The sequence below is a fragment of the Pseudomonas sp. GW821-FHT02H09 genome (genome assembly GCF_059421425.1).
In genome coordinates this window covers 102,662-117,425 of sequence record NZ_JBWKVA010000019.1, presented here as the reverse complement: position 1 = coordinate 117,425, position 14,764 = coordinate 102,662, and the positions used below count along the sequence as shown (strand labels likewise).

Genomic DNA, 14,764 nt, shown 5'->3' with positions numbered 1-14,764 from the left:
ATCAGCGATTTACCTCAAACGAGAGCGTCACCGGCTCGCCAGAGGCTGAGTCGGTATAGCCGATATTGACTGACAGGGTGTCGTTCGCTGACGAGACCGCAATGACGGGTGCGGGCTTCTTCGAAACGCAGTCCTCGAGCAGGATCTGCCCGCGAATCAGTGCGATGATTTCCGGGATGTTCATCAGTGCGCCTACGTAACGGCCAAGGCCGGCGCCGTATTCCGGGTGGAACAGGTAGTCACCGGGGTTGGTGATCAGGCGGCGTAACACCCGTTGTTTGCCGCGCTCGATGCCTTCGACAGGCGACAGGCTGCCGGTCGGCGATGACGAAAGATCGCCGCCGACGTAGTGGTTCAGGTCTTTCATGGGATAGGCGCCGAGGTCTTGCCGCTGAGGGTCCCGCCGTTATGCAGGTGGTTTTCCAGACTGACTGTGCCAGCCACGACATCGCCGGCCGCCGTGATGGTGTTGTCAGTGGTTATTGGCCCGTGGAATTGGTGCACTGTCGCCGTGTAGGCCATTCCGGCTGCCGCCTTGATCTCGACGGTGCCGTCGTTGTGGAACTTGAGTAGTGAGCCGGATTGGTGAACGATCCAGGTCTCGCCAGAAGGCACCGGAAGCGGCAGGTTGCTGCTATTCGTGTGCCGCGCCGTCACCTTGCCGAGGTTAGGGTCTGACGAATCAAAGCTGACCGTTACCTCATCGCCGATCTGCGGACCAATCTGAACCCCCCAACCATTGCCGACACCTGGACAGTCGAGCTTCATCCAGTTGCTTTCGCGGCCTTCTGGCTGGATCAGCACCTTGACGACGCCATTGGTTGGGTCGTAGCTGGAAATGGTGCCGATACGCGGCCCGGTGGCATTTGAATGCTGGTGCTGGCGCAGGGCATTTGCGAGACCTGCGATCATGGCGCCACCTGTAGTGAATTAGGGTTATGGTTCTTTGCCGTCAGGCTCATGGTGTAGCCCGACTCGAAGCTGTAGGAGCGTCGTACCGCATCCACGTAATACAGCTGGTCGAAGCCAGAACCGGTGCCTTCCTGCCGAACAATGGTGTTCGGCATCAGCGAGTTGTCGCCGGGCATCGAGCACGACAGACGCATTTCGTGGTCGGTGATCTGCTTATGGATCTGCTGGGCCAGTTGCTGTGCCTGGTTCAGGTCGAGGCCGTTACGCTTGATCTCGTAAACCTGACGCTTCGACGTGGACTGCCCGGGTGCGATGCCCTTGGCCGAGTTGGTCGGGAAGGTCGCGGTGTAGGTCTTGCCGTCCTTGTAGGAGATGACCTGAACCGTCACGCCCTTGGCGATGGTTAGGTCACGCTCAAATTCAAGGTCGTCCGAGGTGTTGGATTGCGGGTAGGCCAATAACCCAGGCTCTACCCAACGAATCAGGTATTGATCGGTGGTTGCGGGGTCGAGCGCTGGCTCGTAGTGCAGTTCGTTGCCGGTGACGTACACCTGAAACCCATCAAGGCCGGCCAAGTACGCCAGCAGGTCCCACTCCGTACGCTCATCGGTGACGTGCGCGTGATCCCATTTAGTGATGTCGCCAACCTTCGTCTTGGTCGCCGTGACAACTGGCGTCAGGCCGCGGCGCTTGGCCAGCAGCGTCGCCACATCACTGGTGGTCTGGTTGGCGAATTTCTCATTGGTCTTGGTGTCGATGAACCGGCTGGTGTAATCCCGGCCTTCGACGCTCACTTCTCGCCTCGCCAGACGGACCTTCAGCCTGTCCACACCACCCACGATCAGCGTGCGCCAATCGGTGATGCCTTGACCGATCAAACCGATTGAAATCGACACTTCAATCGCTGTTTGATCGGCCCACCATTTGACTGTGTTGTAGGGCGGCTGCAGGTCCGATATCACGAACACGACCGAGAACGTATCAGCCGAATAGAAGGCGTTGCTGTCGACGTCGCACGCGTAAAACGGCACTTCCACCCCATTCAAAAGCAAACGTCCGACTATTTGTCGGACGTCTTGGGCTGTCGCCTCTGTATTCAGATCCACTAGGCACCTATGGGTATTTTGATGGTCTGGATGTTGTTCAGCTGCGGATCAACGATGCTGTTGGCCGCGGCAATCTCGGTCCAGCGCGACTGATCGCCGTAGGCGTCCGCCGAAACCTGCTGAAGCGTGGTGTTGCCAGTCGTGATGCTCGCCGTGCCATTGGCCAGCGGCCCGGCCAGGACGTTCTTTTGCATCCGCTCCAGCACGCTCTGCATCTGGTACAGCGGCGCCAGCTGGGTCAGCGCAGTGCCTTGGCGCAGGAGGTTGTTGGCCGCCTTGGAGACCGGATTGCCGGGGATCAGGCCACCCAGCGTGGTGATGTCGTTTACCGACGCACCGACCTGCGAGATCACCGATTGCACCACCTGCTGAGCCGCTACCAAGGGCCGGATGACGGTCTGCACGGTATCGATCGTGGCATTGGCAAAGCCCTGCACCTGCGACACGGCGTCCTTCACCGTGTTGATGGTGCTGGTCACGGTGTCGGAGTTAATGATCTTGGCCAGGCCCAGCGATTGCCCGACGTCGCTGTTGATCAGCGCATCCAGCGAGCCCGACAGCGCGTTGGTGGTGATGGGGGCGTCCAGCCGCTCGATGACCGTCAGCTCCAGACTGTAATAGCGCCGGTAGACGTGCTCGAAGCGCGGCGTGAAGTTCGAAAGGATGACCCTGAAGTGGTAGCCGTCCAGACTGAACACCAGCGGATCGCCGGCATCCCGTAGGGTCTCCAGTTCGGTGACCCGTTCCCCCGCCGTCGCGCCCAGAATCCAGCCAGACCAACTGATCGGCTCATAATCGACGCCCATGACGTCGATTATGCGTTTACCTCCGACCAGCTTATGCACGATCAGCTGCTGTTTACCGGCGCCCGGCGTGGCGGACTCGGGAACCTCCAATCCTTGGAACTCGAAATCCCCCAGGATGACCCGCGTGGCAAAGGGATCCCCACCCGGAGCAAAGTTGTCCAGGAAACTCGTGAAGCTCATGGGTTATCCCCTTGGGTAGGTGGCGCTCGGAGTGCCAGGCATCAGCATGCTGCGTGAAGGGTCAAAGCCTTGGGTTCCGGTCTGCGGCTTGGCGGCCTCGCGGGTCAGCCTCTGAATGACGACGTCGGTCATTTTCTTGCCGTCGACGTAGAGGTTGATCTGTTGATCACTACCGCCCGACGATTTGTTGGGGATCGGCACTACAAGACGCCCGCCACCATCGGTGCCACGATAATCGTCGGCAAAGTGCGTTTTCGAGATTTGCATGCTTGCAGGCAGGATCGCGTTGGCCCCGGCAATCAGCGTATTGAAGATCGTCTGCCAGCCGGTCAGGAAGATCAGCGCGAACGACTTGAACGCGCCGCCGATATCGCCATTGAACAGCTTGACGAAGCCGGTCTTCAGGTCGCCCCACATCAACTTCAGGGCTTTGCTGATTTCGTCCCAGTTGTTCCAGAGCAGGAGCGCCGCTACCGCCAGGCCAACTACCACAAGCCCGACCGGCGTTAGCAGCAGCGATAGCGGTGAGATCATGAAGTACAGCGCCTTCCCAATTAGTTGGACGGGGGTTAGAAATGCCATCAGAAAACCGCGCACAAACCCGGAAGACAAGATAAATGCTGCCGTGGTCTTCGCCAAATCAATACCGAGCACAAGCAGAGCAGTGCTGAAGCGTGCAATCGCCGGTATCAGTGGAGTTAGAGCGACGTCCGTGGTGAAAATCATCGCCTTGGCTAGAAGCCGGAATCCCCGGCCTGCAGCAATCACCATGTTGATCAGGCCGCCCGTGATCAGGAAGGCCGACAGCCCCATCAGGGCATAAGTCAGCGCTTTTACTTTCTCCGGGTTGTCATTAGCCCATACGGTCATGTTCTTGATTGCACTGCTGAGCCCATCAACCGCCTTGATCGCCAGCGGAAGTATCACCTCGCCCAGTGCCAGCAGCAGATCATTCCATTTCTTGGCCAGCTCGATTTCCTTGCCGGACAGGGTGCTCTTCGCGTTCTTTTCCAGCTCATCGATGCCGGCCGCGCCGCTGTTCAGCTTGTAGTTTTTGGCGATGTTGGCCTGCTGTAGGTACATCGTCGAATAGAGCTGCGAAGCGGTTCGGTTGGTGAAGATTGCGCCGATTTCATTGAGAACTGCCTGCCTTTCGGTAATGCCTTTGCTGGCGAAGGCCGGCAGCATCACGTCCTGCATCCACTTATAAGGATCAGAAATCATCTGGTCCATGCCTTTTACGGCGCCAGGCCTGACCTGTTTGATGTTGCCGACCTTGTCATAGTCAACCTTTTTCTTATCGAGCATCCCGATGCGCATTAATTCGTTTGCTGCGCGCTGGGTAGTTCGGCCCTGCACCAGGTTCTGATAGGCCGACATCAGGCCTGTACCGACGCGCTGGCCGCCCATTTCCTGAATCAGCGGCTCCATGCCGTAGTAAAAGTTCTCATCCTTGATGCCTTTGGCTGCCACGCCACCAGTCTTGATGAAGTTCAAGAATTCGTTGGCGCCAACCCGGCCACCCGTTGCGGTCTGCACCTGCTGAACCATGTTCGCTTGCTTGGTGAAAGCCTCTTCGCTGGCCAGGCCGCCCCGCATTTCGATAACCTTCAGCATGTCCATGAAGGCCTTGTCTTTCATGCCGCCGCCTTCATCGCCATACAGTGCGGCGTTGGCGAACTTCATCTTGGCCAGCAGTGGCGTAACCATCTTCGCTTCGTGGAAGTCGCCGAAAACAGTCTGAGCGTCGCGTAACAGCCCGAGGTTCTCGCGAATGCTAGTACCGTAGGTATCCATTCCCTTGGCAAACTTCACTGCGTCAGCGGTCACCTTGTCCCCGAGCCCGAGCGAGCGGAAACGCTCGGTTTCATTCTGGAATTTCTTCGCCTCGTCGAGCGGGGCCTTGAACAGTGCAGCCAGCCCAAGGCCGCCCGCAAACATTGCTGCACCAATTGCGCCTTGCTTGCCAATGGAAGCCAGCTTCGCATTGAGCTTGTCGACATCCTGCCCGGTGCTGTGCAGGCTTTTGCTGATCAAGGCCATGCCGGCGCTGACATGGTTGATCAGCGACAGCTTGACGGCGACGGAGTACGCCTCAAATGCCATAATGACAGTTCCTGTTCTGGGGTTGGATCACATGGCACACAGTCAGCGCACGTATCAGTGGGTGAATGGCCGAATCCAGGATGTCGGCTCAATGCATGCGATTAAGCCGAAGGAAGCAGTAGCGCGACCTTCGAGGCAACCAAAAAAGGCTGGCCCAGGCATCGACCTGCTGACCGGCCTGTTTATTTTCACATGCAGTAGCGTGGTCATGATCTTTGCCGGAGGGGCGTTGATCGTTGTCCTGTTCGTTATCTATTCAGTCTTGTTCGGGTGAGCGCGTGAGAAAAGCATTGGCCGCAATGGCAATACTGTCCGCATTGAGTGGATGCTCGAAAGTCGATAAAAATGTCTGCTGGAGCGATGAAACCAAGGAGCTGCTTCATCAGAAGATTGCTGCGCAGAGTGGCCAGACACAAAAGATGGTGGATGCCATACAGCTTCGCTCCGGCATCCTAAGATCACTCAATATGGGGCTGATCAACATCGCGGCCACAGACTTCAATCTTGAAAAGATTGATCAGTCCGCTGGCGCCGCTGATTGCTCATTTGAGCTCTCGATGTCGATCGACTTCGGCAATCAAAAACTCGTGAGTGAAGGTCGAATCCCCTTTTCCATTAGATCCGGGCAAAATGGCAAGTCGCTGTCTCTGCCAGCCAATTCGATACCGATGATCATCGATAACCTTCGGCAGGTCACACAGTAGAGTCATACCCCAGCGAAGCATGGATCGCTGATCCGCCGACCAATCCGGAGACGGTCGCCAGACCCAGCACCCTACGGATGTACTCCTTGTTACGGAATACTGCCGGCCCCATCACTGGGCGTGCCGGAATCTTTGGCGTGCCGAATTCGTGGTAGAACAGCTTCGGATCTTTCGAGCCAATGACCGCCTCCAGGATGTGCGTGGTGTGCGTGATGCTGTCGCGCATCTCGCCCGAGGCAAGAAGAGGCGAATCGGCGGGATAGCCCATCTTCGCTTTGCGCTCTTCCGTTGAGTCGGCCAGAGGGGCCCATTCTGCGAACGGTCCGACCGCCGATTGGTAATGCCCGATTTCTTCCTTGGCGGTTTTCTCGACCTGCACGGCGCACTTCTCCAGTCCATCGTGCAGATGCTTGAGCAATGAGACTTCGGCCTGCGCAAAATGCAGCGCCACGCTGCCGAGACTACTGAATTCCATGGTCAGTCCTTCTTGTCGAATTGCATGCTGGACCAGTTCCAGACCCCAGCACCTTCGAACTCGGAAAACATGATCGAAAAGGCCATGCGCTCGTAATCAGACAGCAATCCGCAGTCAAACACCCGATCAAAAGGAACCCCGTTCTTCACCAGCCAGCAGCGGTTGCGAAAATCGGGGTCCTCTGTCAGTTTTTTGCGGCGGCCTGCTCGGCGCTGAGCGCCTGAGTGGCGTTTTCAGCATCAGCCTTGGCTTTGGCGGCTTCGTACTCAGCCATCATGTGTTTCTCGATGGCCTCCATGCCTTCGACGCCGAGCTCAGCCAGCACAGCGTCAACTTGCTTGAGGGATTGCGGAAGGCCGAAACCGACATCGTCGATATAGACCACTGATGCGGCCGGCAATGCGAATGCGCCCATGTAGACGCTATTCGAGGCGTTCTCACCGCCGACGGCCATGACGATGCGCGATTTTTGTAGCGGGTCCAGGGTTCGCAGTTGAATGGTGCGTCCGCGAACGTCCTGAATCGAAGTGAATTTCGGCTTCTGATCAACGTGAACAGGCGCGGAAGGTTCGGTAAGGGTAACTTTGGTCATAGGTAAATCCTCTGGTCAGCGAGTCGTCAAAGGAGCATGGCGTGCGGGGTGACGAGACCCGCGCCCTGCCGGGCTGCCATGCAAAACGGTTAAACCTTGTAGCGACGGCGGGAAGTGAAGGAAATGGTCTGACGAATCGTCTTGTCCCCCTCTTTCTTACCTGCATCCTCAAACTTCAGGATTACGTGGGCGTGGCGATACACGTTGATAGTTCCGTCTGGATTGGAAATCGTCTCCGTGATGGTTGCTGGGACCTGGTTGATGCCGTTGAAATAGTCGCTTTCGAACTGCGCCCACCAATCATCCAGCGTGCCGTCAACGCGCTCAGCTTCGATGGTTCCGGTCCAGCCTTTGGGGATCAGAAGTTCATCGGTCAAGCCGTTGAGCGGCGTGATTTCCTGGCTTGTGGTTTTTGGCTTGCAGTCGAATGAAATGATTTTCGGGATGCGGATCGGGCCGTAAGGACCGTTGATGTCGACGGCGACATCCTTACCCGTGTTGTATCCACCTTGCATGGCGTTCTCCAAATGAATAACCCGGCGCTAGGCCGGGCTTGGAAGTGGGTGTCAGCGCTTACTGGCGCGGAGTGGCAGATGCGACGATGGAAACGCTTTGCCCTGCCTCTAAGTTCACGAGGAAGTAGCGGATCACGGACAGGTATTTGACCTGCACGTCGGCCTGCATGTAGCCCAAGGCCACGCGAGCATCTGGGTTGTTGGATACATCGAGCTGGACGGAGAACGCCGGACCGCCGTTGACGTCGCCAATCAGCCCCTGAATACGCAAGGTGTCCAGGAAGCTTTCCATGGTCGACTTCGTTTCACGGCGGACATCTGGTGTCTGAAGCCGGCCAATGGTCCCGCCGAAGGAGGCGGCAATGGTCAGCGAAATGAAGTTCGTCATCCGCGTGTAGTTGTCGCCGTTCACCGCCGAGTTGCTGGAGCAGTTCAGGCCGGAACGGTGACCGAAGTAGCTGCCGCCCGGGCACGGGTTGGTGATGACATCCAGGCGCGCGGTGTTGATGGCGCCAATTTCCGGCGTGCTATACGGCTGCTGCGACAGGTTGCGTTGAGTCGATACCGCATTGGTCAGCGGCTTGTTTAGCGGCGTCTGATTTGGCGACAGCGCAGCGATCTTGGCGGCCGAGAAAGTAGCCGGGGCGATCATTCGTTGCTGGCTGTTCACCTGGTCGTACCAGTAAACCCAATCTCCCACCATGACCTTCAGCGCGTAGCTGTCACAGCCGGCAGCGGTCAGGCTGGCGGCTACGGTGACGTAAGAGGCGCCGGCCGGACCTTGCGTGACTGGATACGTACCCTCGGAAAGGCCGAAGGTGAGAATGGCTGGCCACTGAGTGGAGTCAGTTAAATCCACCAGGTTCAGAGTTTGATGACCACTACCGCGCAAGGCGTACATGCCCTTGCGAGTCGCACCGGTCACGCCATCAACGCCGATCAGAACCGCGTCGGTGATGGTGGTGTTACCGGAGGTGCCGGTTGTAAAAGCGACCGTCTGCGTGGTCACTACCGGTGCGAGAACAGATGTGCCGACAGTGGCAATCACCAGCTGCGACGGACCGCGGATGCCTGACTGACCGTTGTTCACGGCACTGACAATGTTCTGCCAGAGCGCGAGGCCGCTGCCGGTGATGTTGTCGAAGACTTCCGGTGCAACGCCTGGCAGAGAAACAACCAGCTTCCAGCTCGACGCGGCGGCGCCGGCGGATAGCGTGGCGCTCAGCGAGTTGCCGAGGGTGCCGGTGTAGAAGGCGGTCAGCGTGGCACCGGTGGCGGCTGCAGTGTCCTTAAGAGTCGACGTCGCAGCCGTGTCGGTGCCGTCTGTTACCCGCACAGCGCGGATGTTCGAGGCGCCCAACTGGATGGAGACCGCAATCGCGGTGCACAGGTCGTACTTGCGCACCGTCTGCGTGCCGAACCGCTGCGAGGCATCGCCGGGCGAGCCGATCAGCACCGAGCTGTTCACCGGCCCCCAGTCAGCCACACCGACAATGCCGAGGATGTCGGTCGGCACCCCGTTGATGTATCGAGTCTTCGGCGGAACGATTTGGATGTACAAATCTGGAGCTGTCAGCGCCGCCGTGTTCAAGCTGCCTGCCGGATAAATTGGCATGGCTTCCTCCTAAATGAAAAAACCGCCTCAGTGGGCGGTTTCTTGTGTGTGGGTTTCGCTTGTCAGGCGGTGGCGACTTTCAGGACGTTGCCGGCGCATTCGCTTGCCAGCACGGCAGCGACCTCGTCGGTATCGGTGATACTTTGGCCGACCTGGTAGTCAGCGAAGGCAAATTTCACAGTCAGCGAGAACGGCGAGGCCTTGGCCTGCACCGGCTTAACGGGAGTATCGGAGTCCATGTCGGGCCTCAAGGGTTCAGTGTTGCAATGGGAAGCCCGGACTGGGCGTTGACGATGTGCAGCACCGGAGCGATGACTTCGGTGACTTGTTGAGTCTGGGTTGTGGCGTAGTCGATCAGATAGAACAGGTCCAAGCGGTAGAGACCTGCCTTCTGGAGTTGGTCCGTCATCAGCGATCCCGAAGAGCGAATGATCCCGAAGGAGCCATCCGTGAACGAGATGCTGTTGCCATCGGACAGCGCCGAGTCGATCGGGCTCGCCACTGCATCCCGCGCGTCCGGCGTCGCGGCCCAGATGATGATCTGCACCGACTGCTCCTGACGTTTCGTCTCCTTGTAGGCCGTGCCGAGGCCACCCACTCGCGTGAAGACGCTATGCGCGCCTGTAAGCGTGATAACTGGCCCAGCGCTAGATGCGCCTGGAATCATCGAAGCAAGCGCTGTGGCTGCGGTCGTAAGCGTGTCCGTTGCCTGCATGGCGTAGACGTAACTGGTGCCGTTCAGGTTGACCAGTAGATTCTGCCGGCTGATCGTGCCGGACAGCGTCACTACTGCGCCGACGACCGTCATCACAACCGTGTGCCCCGGCACTGTTAGCGGAACCCATCCCCGCCCGATATACCGAGTGGTCTTTCGGTCCTTGCCGGCTGGATAGACGCTGACATGCGCATTCCCTGCGGCAAGGTCGGTCTCCAGCACATTCGGCACCGGCCAGCCTGGATAAACTCGAACAGGAATACCTGCCGCGCTTGGTTGTCCTGTGCCGTTCGGATAGACAATCGCTGCAACTTGAGAGGCGAGCTGCTTCATTACATCGGTCAGGCTCGCCATAATCACACCTGCACTTGCATGGCCGTACATCGCCAGCCCATATCGGTCAGTTCGGCGCTCGACACCACGTATTTGCGGCCGAGCTCGTCGCGAATGATGTCGCTCGTACGCAGCACGATGCCAGGCCAAGCCGGCATCAGGATGGCCCACCAAGGCGTGCGCACATCGCCGGGCAGCTGGGTAGGATTCGCTTCCCCCTTTGTGCCCTGCAAGACGCTGGCAGGCCAGCCTTGCATGAGGACGGCCTCATTGGCTGGCGTATCGGCCGACCAGCCGCCAAGACCCACGCCCGCGCTCTGACCGACGCGCAGCACCGAGACAACCCGGTTCGTCTGCACGCAGTAGATCGGCAGCGTGTCCTGCATCGCGGCGATGAAGAACGTACCGCCATGACCGACCAGATAATCGCCAGGGCGGCACAGGCGCGCATCAAACAGGCCGAGCCAAGTGGCTTGCCCGTACTTGTTCGGTGCGCTGTAGGTGAAATTCGTGGTGAACGACGCAGGCAGCGTCTGCAATGCGGTTGTCAGCAGCGGGTTATTGGCGCTCGTAGCGCGGAATTGCTGGTAGTTGAAACCGATTCGCTTGGCGGCCTGCCCATAGCCTTTGTAAATTTTGTCCTGGAGCTTTGTGCCGTCCATATCAGCCCCTAACGATTCTGCTTCCGCCCTTTCCAAGGCTTGGACCTGGAGCGATACCGATGAAGGAGCACAACTCGCGGCGCCAGAGCCGGTAAAGCTTCATCCGGTCCGACACTTCGTTCTTGTTGTGCACCCAGACGGCTGCCTGATCTGTATCGAGGTTTTGAGTCGAGTCCGTCACTGCCGTTTCCAGCCCGGAAAGCGTGGTCAGAAACGTGATGATTCGAGCCTCTTCCTCAGGGCGAAGCGTTGAAAGCCGGTGATAAAGCGTCTGCCAGGTGCCGGGCGAGACCCAGCCGTAAGCCAGGTCGCGGCTATTGTCAGCAATGGTGTCACCAAGCATCGGGTAGCCAATGAAGCGCCGAACGTCGGCCAATTGCTGATCAGTTAGCATTTACTCGGCCTCTTTCACCGGAGTCCAGCCGCCGGAGTAGTAGTTCTGCACTTCGTCAGGGTGAACCTGTGCGGTGTGCGGGGCATCGTATTGATCTGGGTTGCGCTCCATCGCCACGAAAGCAATGTTCTCAGCAACATCAGCAACATCAGCAACGCCGTCATCGGTGCCGTCTTGTTTTTTAGCCATGATCGTCTCCATAAATAGCCGCCAGTTGCCCGGCGGCCATCAGTCGTTAGCCCATCAACAGGGCGGTATGGGCTGGCTTGATGTTCGCGCAACCCCATGCAGCCGATACTTCGTAGCGGACGCGGCGGTATTGCTTGTACATCGCAAACTCGAACGCCATGCCGGTGCGCGGGTCGGTGATGATCATGCGGTCATCCGCGCTGTCGCCCTCTTCCGGCAACGCAGGAGTGCGGGTGGCCAGCACGATTGCGGAGCGCGGGAACGCAAAGTTGGCCGTGAATGCACTTACCAGGGTGACGGTCGCGCCGGAAGACACGGCAGCACGCAGGCCCGGAGCACCGATGGTCAGCGAGCCGCCAGACAGCGCGGCGGCAACCACGTACTTGTAGGCGCCGATGACGATCACGTCGCCCGCAACGATGGTGCCGCTACCGGTCTGAACCGGAATCACGGTGGTGCCGACAGTCAGCGCACCGTTGGTGACATAGCTCGCGCCAGTACCAGGGGTGTGAAGGGCAACGCCAGCGGACTCACGCAGGGTGAAGCCGTGCAACTCAAGCAAGGTGCCTTGGGCACGAAGCTGGGTAGTGCCGGCTTCGTTCGCCTTGGTCAGTTGCGCCAGGGTGCGCAGCGATGCGCCGGCAGTGGTGTCGATGACGCACTGCAGATCGCTCAGCGGGGCGCCGTTATCGGCCAGGATCTTGCGAACCTGCGCCGTGTCGCCCAGGGTGCTGGCGAATGGCGTGGTGCCGGCGGTACCGGAAGCGCGAGATGCGCCGTAGGCAAGCTGACCCAAGTCGACTTCAACTTCGTTGACCAGAGTACGAATGGCCTGTGCAACCTGATCGCGGCGGATGTTTGCGTAACCAGGGCCGGTGTTAACACCCTTCTGCTCTTCACCGGTCCAACGGAAAGGAACCATCCGCGACTTGGTGATGCTGAAGGGGGTGTTGCCGACGGCTTGGTCACCATCATCTGGAGGCAGCTGACCGGGCGTCACGTTTTCGGCCGGTTGCGCAGCAGTAATCGGAATGCGGATGGCTTGGTTCAGCGCGGCGCGCTCGGCAGTCGCATCCAGGGTCACAGACGGGATGAAACCTGCGAGCTCTCGCGATACGACGTCAAGCGCTTCGTAAAGGTCGGGCACCAGGCTGGTAAGGGTGTTGGCCATTTGGATGAATTCCTTTAATCAGTAATTGTTCCGCCAGCCTTGACGTGCTCCATCTGCTTGGCAGCAGGGAGTGTTTCGAACTGAGCGCGAGGAAGTGTTTTGCTGTTGGCCGCCGCCGCGCCGCCACCCGATGCACCGCCGCCATTGGCGCCGGAGCTCTTCAGGATCTGATCGCGATAGGGGTAGTGCTCAACGAGCAGCTCCAGCGCCTCATCAAACTTGGCGGTTTCGCCTGGATTACTGCGGCTGTAGAGCTTGTTTCCGGACTTGTCGTAGGCGATGACTTCGCCGTTCTCGACCTTGAATGACTCACCGAAACGCGAGCGAACCATGTCGGCAGGAATCGCCAGCTTGTCGGCGATAAACTTCGAGCGATCGAAGCTGCCACCAACCTTTTCCGAGACCAGCTCAGACATGAGGCTGTCGCGCTCAGCCATGAGCGGGGCATATTTCTCCTCGAGCGCCTTGATTGCTTCAGCCTTGACCTTCTCGACTTCCCCGGCATCCACCAGTTTTTTGGAGTCGAAATTCTTGACCGTTTCCAGCGCCTTTTTAGCCTCGGAAGGATCAGTGATCCCTTCAAAAGCTTTCAGGCCGGTTTCGGCGGCTTCTGCGCGTTCGCGGTGAGATTTGGCCTCAGCGTTGAGACGGCTGATGGTCGCTACGGTGCCGATAGCATCGAAAGCGATCTCTTTGCCGTCGTCGCTGACATAAACAGGCTTGCCTTCGGAAACAACTACGTTGCCGTTCTCGTCGAGTTTCAATTTCATCAGTTGATCTCCGGGCATCCGCCCATCTGCTAAGCCATCCGGCCCGGTGCGGCGCTATCCATCCGGAATCGCGCCCATAAAAAAGCCCCAGCGAGTGCCAGGGCTGTGAATTCTCAAATCTGCTGGTTATGGCGGCTCAGTAGCCTTGACGCTCAAACCGTTGCTTGTCAGTGCCTGCGCCCAGTTGCTGGCTGGGTCGCCGCCGGGTACCGCAGAGACGATCAGCGCCGATGTAGCGCTCTGATATGCAGGGTCGGCCAGCTGGTCGAGGAACAGCTGCACGCACCATGTGTGGCAGCCGTACCATGCTGAGCCGTCAGCTTTGGTCAGTGGCACACTGAGGCTGCCCGGGCCGTAGCCCAACGACTCAGCGAGCGCATTGAATTGGTCGCGATATGCAGCAGGGATCAGGAGGACGCAGGATATTGAGTAGCTCATAGCGCCACCCCAGACTTGCCGCCTATGTATTTCTCAGTAGCCTTGATATCAGCTGCGCTGGTTGTTGCGCCGCGAATGACAAGACCGAACAAGTACATTGCTGAAACTCCAGTGGCTGACGACTTACCGATGAAGAACCCCGTAGTGTTATCGGTTCCGTATGTTGCGGTCTTGTCAGCCTGCTGTACGCCGTTCAGTCTCGATCTCGCTAAAGACTGCGAATTGTCAGAGGTGATTGACACAACTATTGGTGTATTGGCAGTAATTGTCGCGATAGGGATGACTGCTGCAGGACTTCTCGGCAGTAGTTGAACCCCCGATGCTGAGTTGCCTACCGTGTAGTTGTTGGTGATATAGCCTGTTGAGTTACCGCACGAGAACCAGTCTTCCCGGCTCGCTAGCGATAGAGGATTTACACCGACAAATAGCGACATGTTGCTATTTCTGAATCCTGCGTTATCCGATACCAAAAGGAAGTCATCAACCCCGTCAAACTGAAGCCACCATAATCCTGCTGACGTTTGAAGGATCGGCCGCATCGTCGAGGTGACTTGGCTGGCGTGATTGCCGCGACCGGACTTGTCGCGAATCAATCCGACTGGCTGGCCGGCTGCCGTGACTGGAATAGTGCCGGCGCTGTCCTGAAACATCGTCGACAGATCGCTAGGATCGATCCATAAGCCCTGTTCGCCAGCGGCGAAGAGAGATGCGGGAATCCTCGATGCAACTGCCTGGGCCAGGGCGGAGAATCTAAAGACCTGGAAGGCATGAAATTGGCTGTTCACTTGGTTACCACTAGTTTTGCGCTCGCATTTACCGTGCGCGCCCAGATGTAGCCGTTGCCGACAAGTGATCGGGTTATCGCCTGCCCTGGCTGAAGGACGTGACCACCAATCACCGGGACAGTGGTCGTATCGGTACAGGCGAACTCAACCGCCACAGACCCTATCCATGAAATGAGCACAGGGTTGTCGGCCGGCGCCGCAACTTGAACCCAGTTCAGATCGATACTTACGTTCGAGGTGGCCATTGCGCTCGCCTTATTTGAGTCAGCGCAGCATGGCTGCCTGGGTGTTTGTGG

The 14,764-nt window shown here is 58.4% G+C and carries 21 protein-coding genes; 2 read left to right on the top strand and 19 right to left on the bottom strand.

What is annotated here, in order from left to right:
* Nucleotide 1: 1 nt before the first annotated feature.
* From AC07VR_RS23520 to AC07VR_RS23500, 5 genes are all read right to left on the bottom strand, one after another.
* Nucleotides 2-367 (bottom strand): phage tail protein, encoded by a 366-nt coding sequence (locus AC07VR_RS23520; protein ID WP_495012733.1) that lies wholly within the window; start codon nt 365-367, stop codon nt 2-4.
* Nucleotides 364-912 (bottom strand): phage baseplate assembly protein V, encoded by a 549-nt coding sequence (locus AC07VR_RS23515; RefSeq protein ID WP_495012732.1) that lies wholly within the window; start codon nt 910-912, stop codon nt 364-366. Before AC07VR_RS23515 ends, AC07VR_RS23520 begins: the two co-directional genes overlap by 4 nt.
* The gene (locus AC07VR_RS23510; RefSeq protein ID WP_495012731.1) at nt 909-1,943 is read right to left on the bottom strand and encodes a rhs element Vgr protein; all 1,035 of its coding nucleotides are present in this window, start codon (nt 1,941-1,943) and stop codon (nt 909-911) included. The genes AC07VR_RS23515 and AC07VR_RS23510 overlap by 4 nt, the downstream gene beginning before the upstream one ends.
* Before the next feature lie 74 nt (nt 1,944-2,017).
* Nucleotides 2,018-3,004, bottom strand: coding sequence for a LysM peptidoglycan-binding domain-containing protein (locus AC07VR_RS23505; RefSeq protein ID WP_495012730.1), 987 nt, complete (start codon nt 3,002-3,004; stop codon nt 2,018-2,020).
* A 3-nt stretch (nt 3,005-3,007) separates the two neighbouring features.
* Nucleotides 3,008-4,945: a phage tail tape measure protein gene (locus AC07VR_RS23500; protein ID WP_495012729.1), complete on the bottom strand. Its 1,938-nt coding sequence runs from the start codon at nt 4,943-4,945 to the stop codon at nt 3,008-3,010.
* Between the two features lie 28 nt (nt 4,946-4,973).
* On the opposite strand from AC07VR_RS23500, the gene AC07VR_RS23495 reads away from it, so the two are divergent.
* The gene (locus AC07VR_RS23495) at nt 4,974-5,384 is read left to right on the top strand and encodes a hypothetical protein (protein ID WP_495012728.1); all 411 of its coding nucleotides are present in this window, start codon (nt 4,974-4,976) and stop codon (nt 5,382-5,384) included.
* A gap of 4 nt (nt 5,385-5,388) precedes the next feature.
* The gene (locus AC07VR_RS23490; protein WP_495012727.1) at nt 5,389-5,814 is read left to right on the top strand and encodes a hypothetical protein; all 426 of its coding nucleotides are present in this window, start codon (nt 5,389-5,391) and stop codon (nt 5,812-5,814) included.
* Here the strand turns inward: AC07VR_RS23490 and AC07VR_RS23485 are convergent.
* The 14 genes from AC07VR_RS23485 to AC07VR_RS23420 form a co-directional block, all read right to left on the bottom strand.
* Nucleotides 5,804-6,289, bottom strand: a complete 486-nt coding sequence (locus AC07VR_RS23485) for a phage virion morphogenesis protein (RefSeq protein ID WP_495012726.1) — start codon at nt 6,287-6,289, stop codon at nt 5,804-5,806. The genes AC07VR_RS23490 and AC07VR_RS23485 overlap by 11 nt on opposite strands.
* 184 nt (nt 6,290-6,473) lie before the next feature.
* On the bottom strand, nt 6,474-6,881 hold the full coding sequence (locus AC07VR_RS23480; RefSeq protein ID WP_495012725.1) for a hypothetical protein: 408 nt from the start codon (nt 6,879-6,881) through the stop codon (nt 6,474-6,476).
* A gap of 89 nt (nt 6,882-6,970) precedes the next feature.
* Complete coding sequence (locus tag AC07VR_RS23475; protein WP_495012724.1) at nt 6,971-7,396, bottom strand: hypothetical protein; 426 nt, start codon at nt 7,394-7,396, stop codon at nt 6,971-6,973.
* A 58-nt stretch (nt 7,397-7,454) separates the two neighbouring features.
* Nucleotides 7,455-9,011, bottom strand: coding sequence for a phage tail protein (locus tag AC07VR_RS23470; RefSeq protein WP_495012723.1), 1,557 nt, complete (start codon nt 9,009-9,011; stop codon nt 7,455-7,457).
* A gap of 62 nt (nt 9,012-9,073) precedes the next feature.
* Nucleotides 9,074-9,250: a hypothetical protein gene (locus AC07VR_RS23465; RefSeq protein ID WP_495012722.1), complete on the bottom strand. Its 177-nt coding sequence runs from the start codon at nt 9,248-9,250 to the stop codon at nt 9,074-9,076.
* Between the two features lie 8 nt (nt 9,251-9,258).
* Nucleotides 9,259-10,080 (bottom strand): hypothetical protein, encoded by an 822-nt coding sequence (locus AC07VR_RS23460; protein ID WP_495012721.1) that lies wholly within the window; start codon nt 10,078-10,080, stop codon nt 9,259-9,261.
* 2 nt (nt 10,081-10,082) lie between these two features.
* Nucleotides 10,083-10,721: a hypothetical protein gene (locus AC07VR_RS23455; RefSeq protein WP_495012720.1), complete on the bottom strand. Its 639-nt coding sequence runs from the start codon at nt 10,719-10,721 to the stop codon at nt 10,083-10,085.
* Between the two features lies 1 nt (nt 10,722).
* Nucleotides 10,723-11,115: a hypothetical protein gene (locus tag AC07VR_RS23450; RefSeq protein ID WP_495012719.1), complete on the bottom strand. Its 393-nt coding sequence runs from the start codon at nt 11,113-11,115 to the stop codon at nt 10,723-10,725.
* Entirely contained in the window at nt 11,116-11,304 is a 189-nt protein-coding gene (locus tag AC07VR_RS23445) for a hypothetical protein (RefSeq protein ID WP_495012718.1), read from the bottom strand.
* Nucleotides 11,305-11,350: 46 nt separating this feature from the next.
* Nucleotides 11,351-12,475, bottom strand: a complete 1,125-nt coding sequence (locus AC07VR_RS23440) for a major capsid protein (RefSeq protein ID WP_495012717.1) — start codon at nt 12,473-12,475, stop codon at nt 11,351-11,353.
* A 14-nt stretch (nt 12,476-12,489) separates the two neighbouring features.
* Nucleotides 12,490-13,245: a DUF6651 domain-containing protein gene (locus AC07VR_RS23435; protein ID WP_495012716.1), complete on the bottom strand. Its 756-nt coding sequence runs from the start codon at nt 13,243-13,245 to the stop codon at nt 12,490-12,492.
* 126 nt (nt 13,246-13,371) lie between these two features.
* On the bottom strand, nt 13,372-13,683 hold the full coding sequence (locus tag AC07VR_RS23430) for a hypothetical protein (RefSeq protein ID WP_495012715.1): 312 nt from the start codon (nt 13,681-13,683) through the stop codon (nt 13,372-13,374).
* Nucleotides 13,680-14,468: a hypothetical protein gene (locus AC07VR_RS23425; protein WP_495012714.1), complete on the bottom strand. Its 789-nt coding sequence runs from the start codon at nt 14,466-14,468 to the stop codon at nt 13,680-13,682. The genes AC07VR_RS23430 and AC07VR_RS23425 overlap by 4 nt, the downstream gene beginning before the upstream one ends.
* On the bottom strand, nt 14,465-14,713 hold the full coding sequence (locus AC07VR_RS23420; RefSeq protein ID WP_495012713.1) for a hypothetical protein: 249 nt from the start codon (nt 14,711-14,713) through the stop codon (nt 14,465-14,467). Before AC07VR_RS23420 ends, AC07VR_RS23425 begins: the two co-directional genes overlap by 4 nt.
* Nucleotides 14,714-14,764 lie beyond the last annotated feature (51 nt).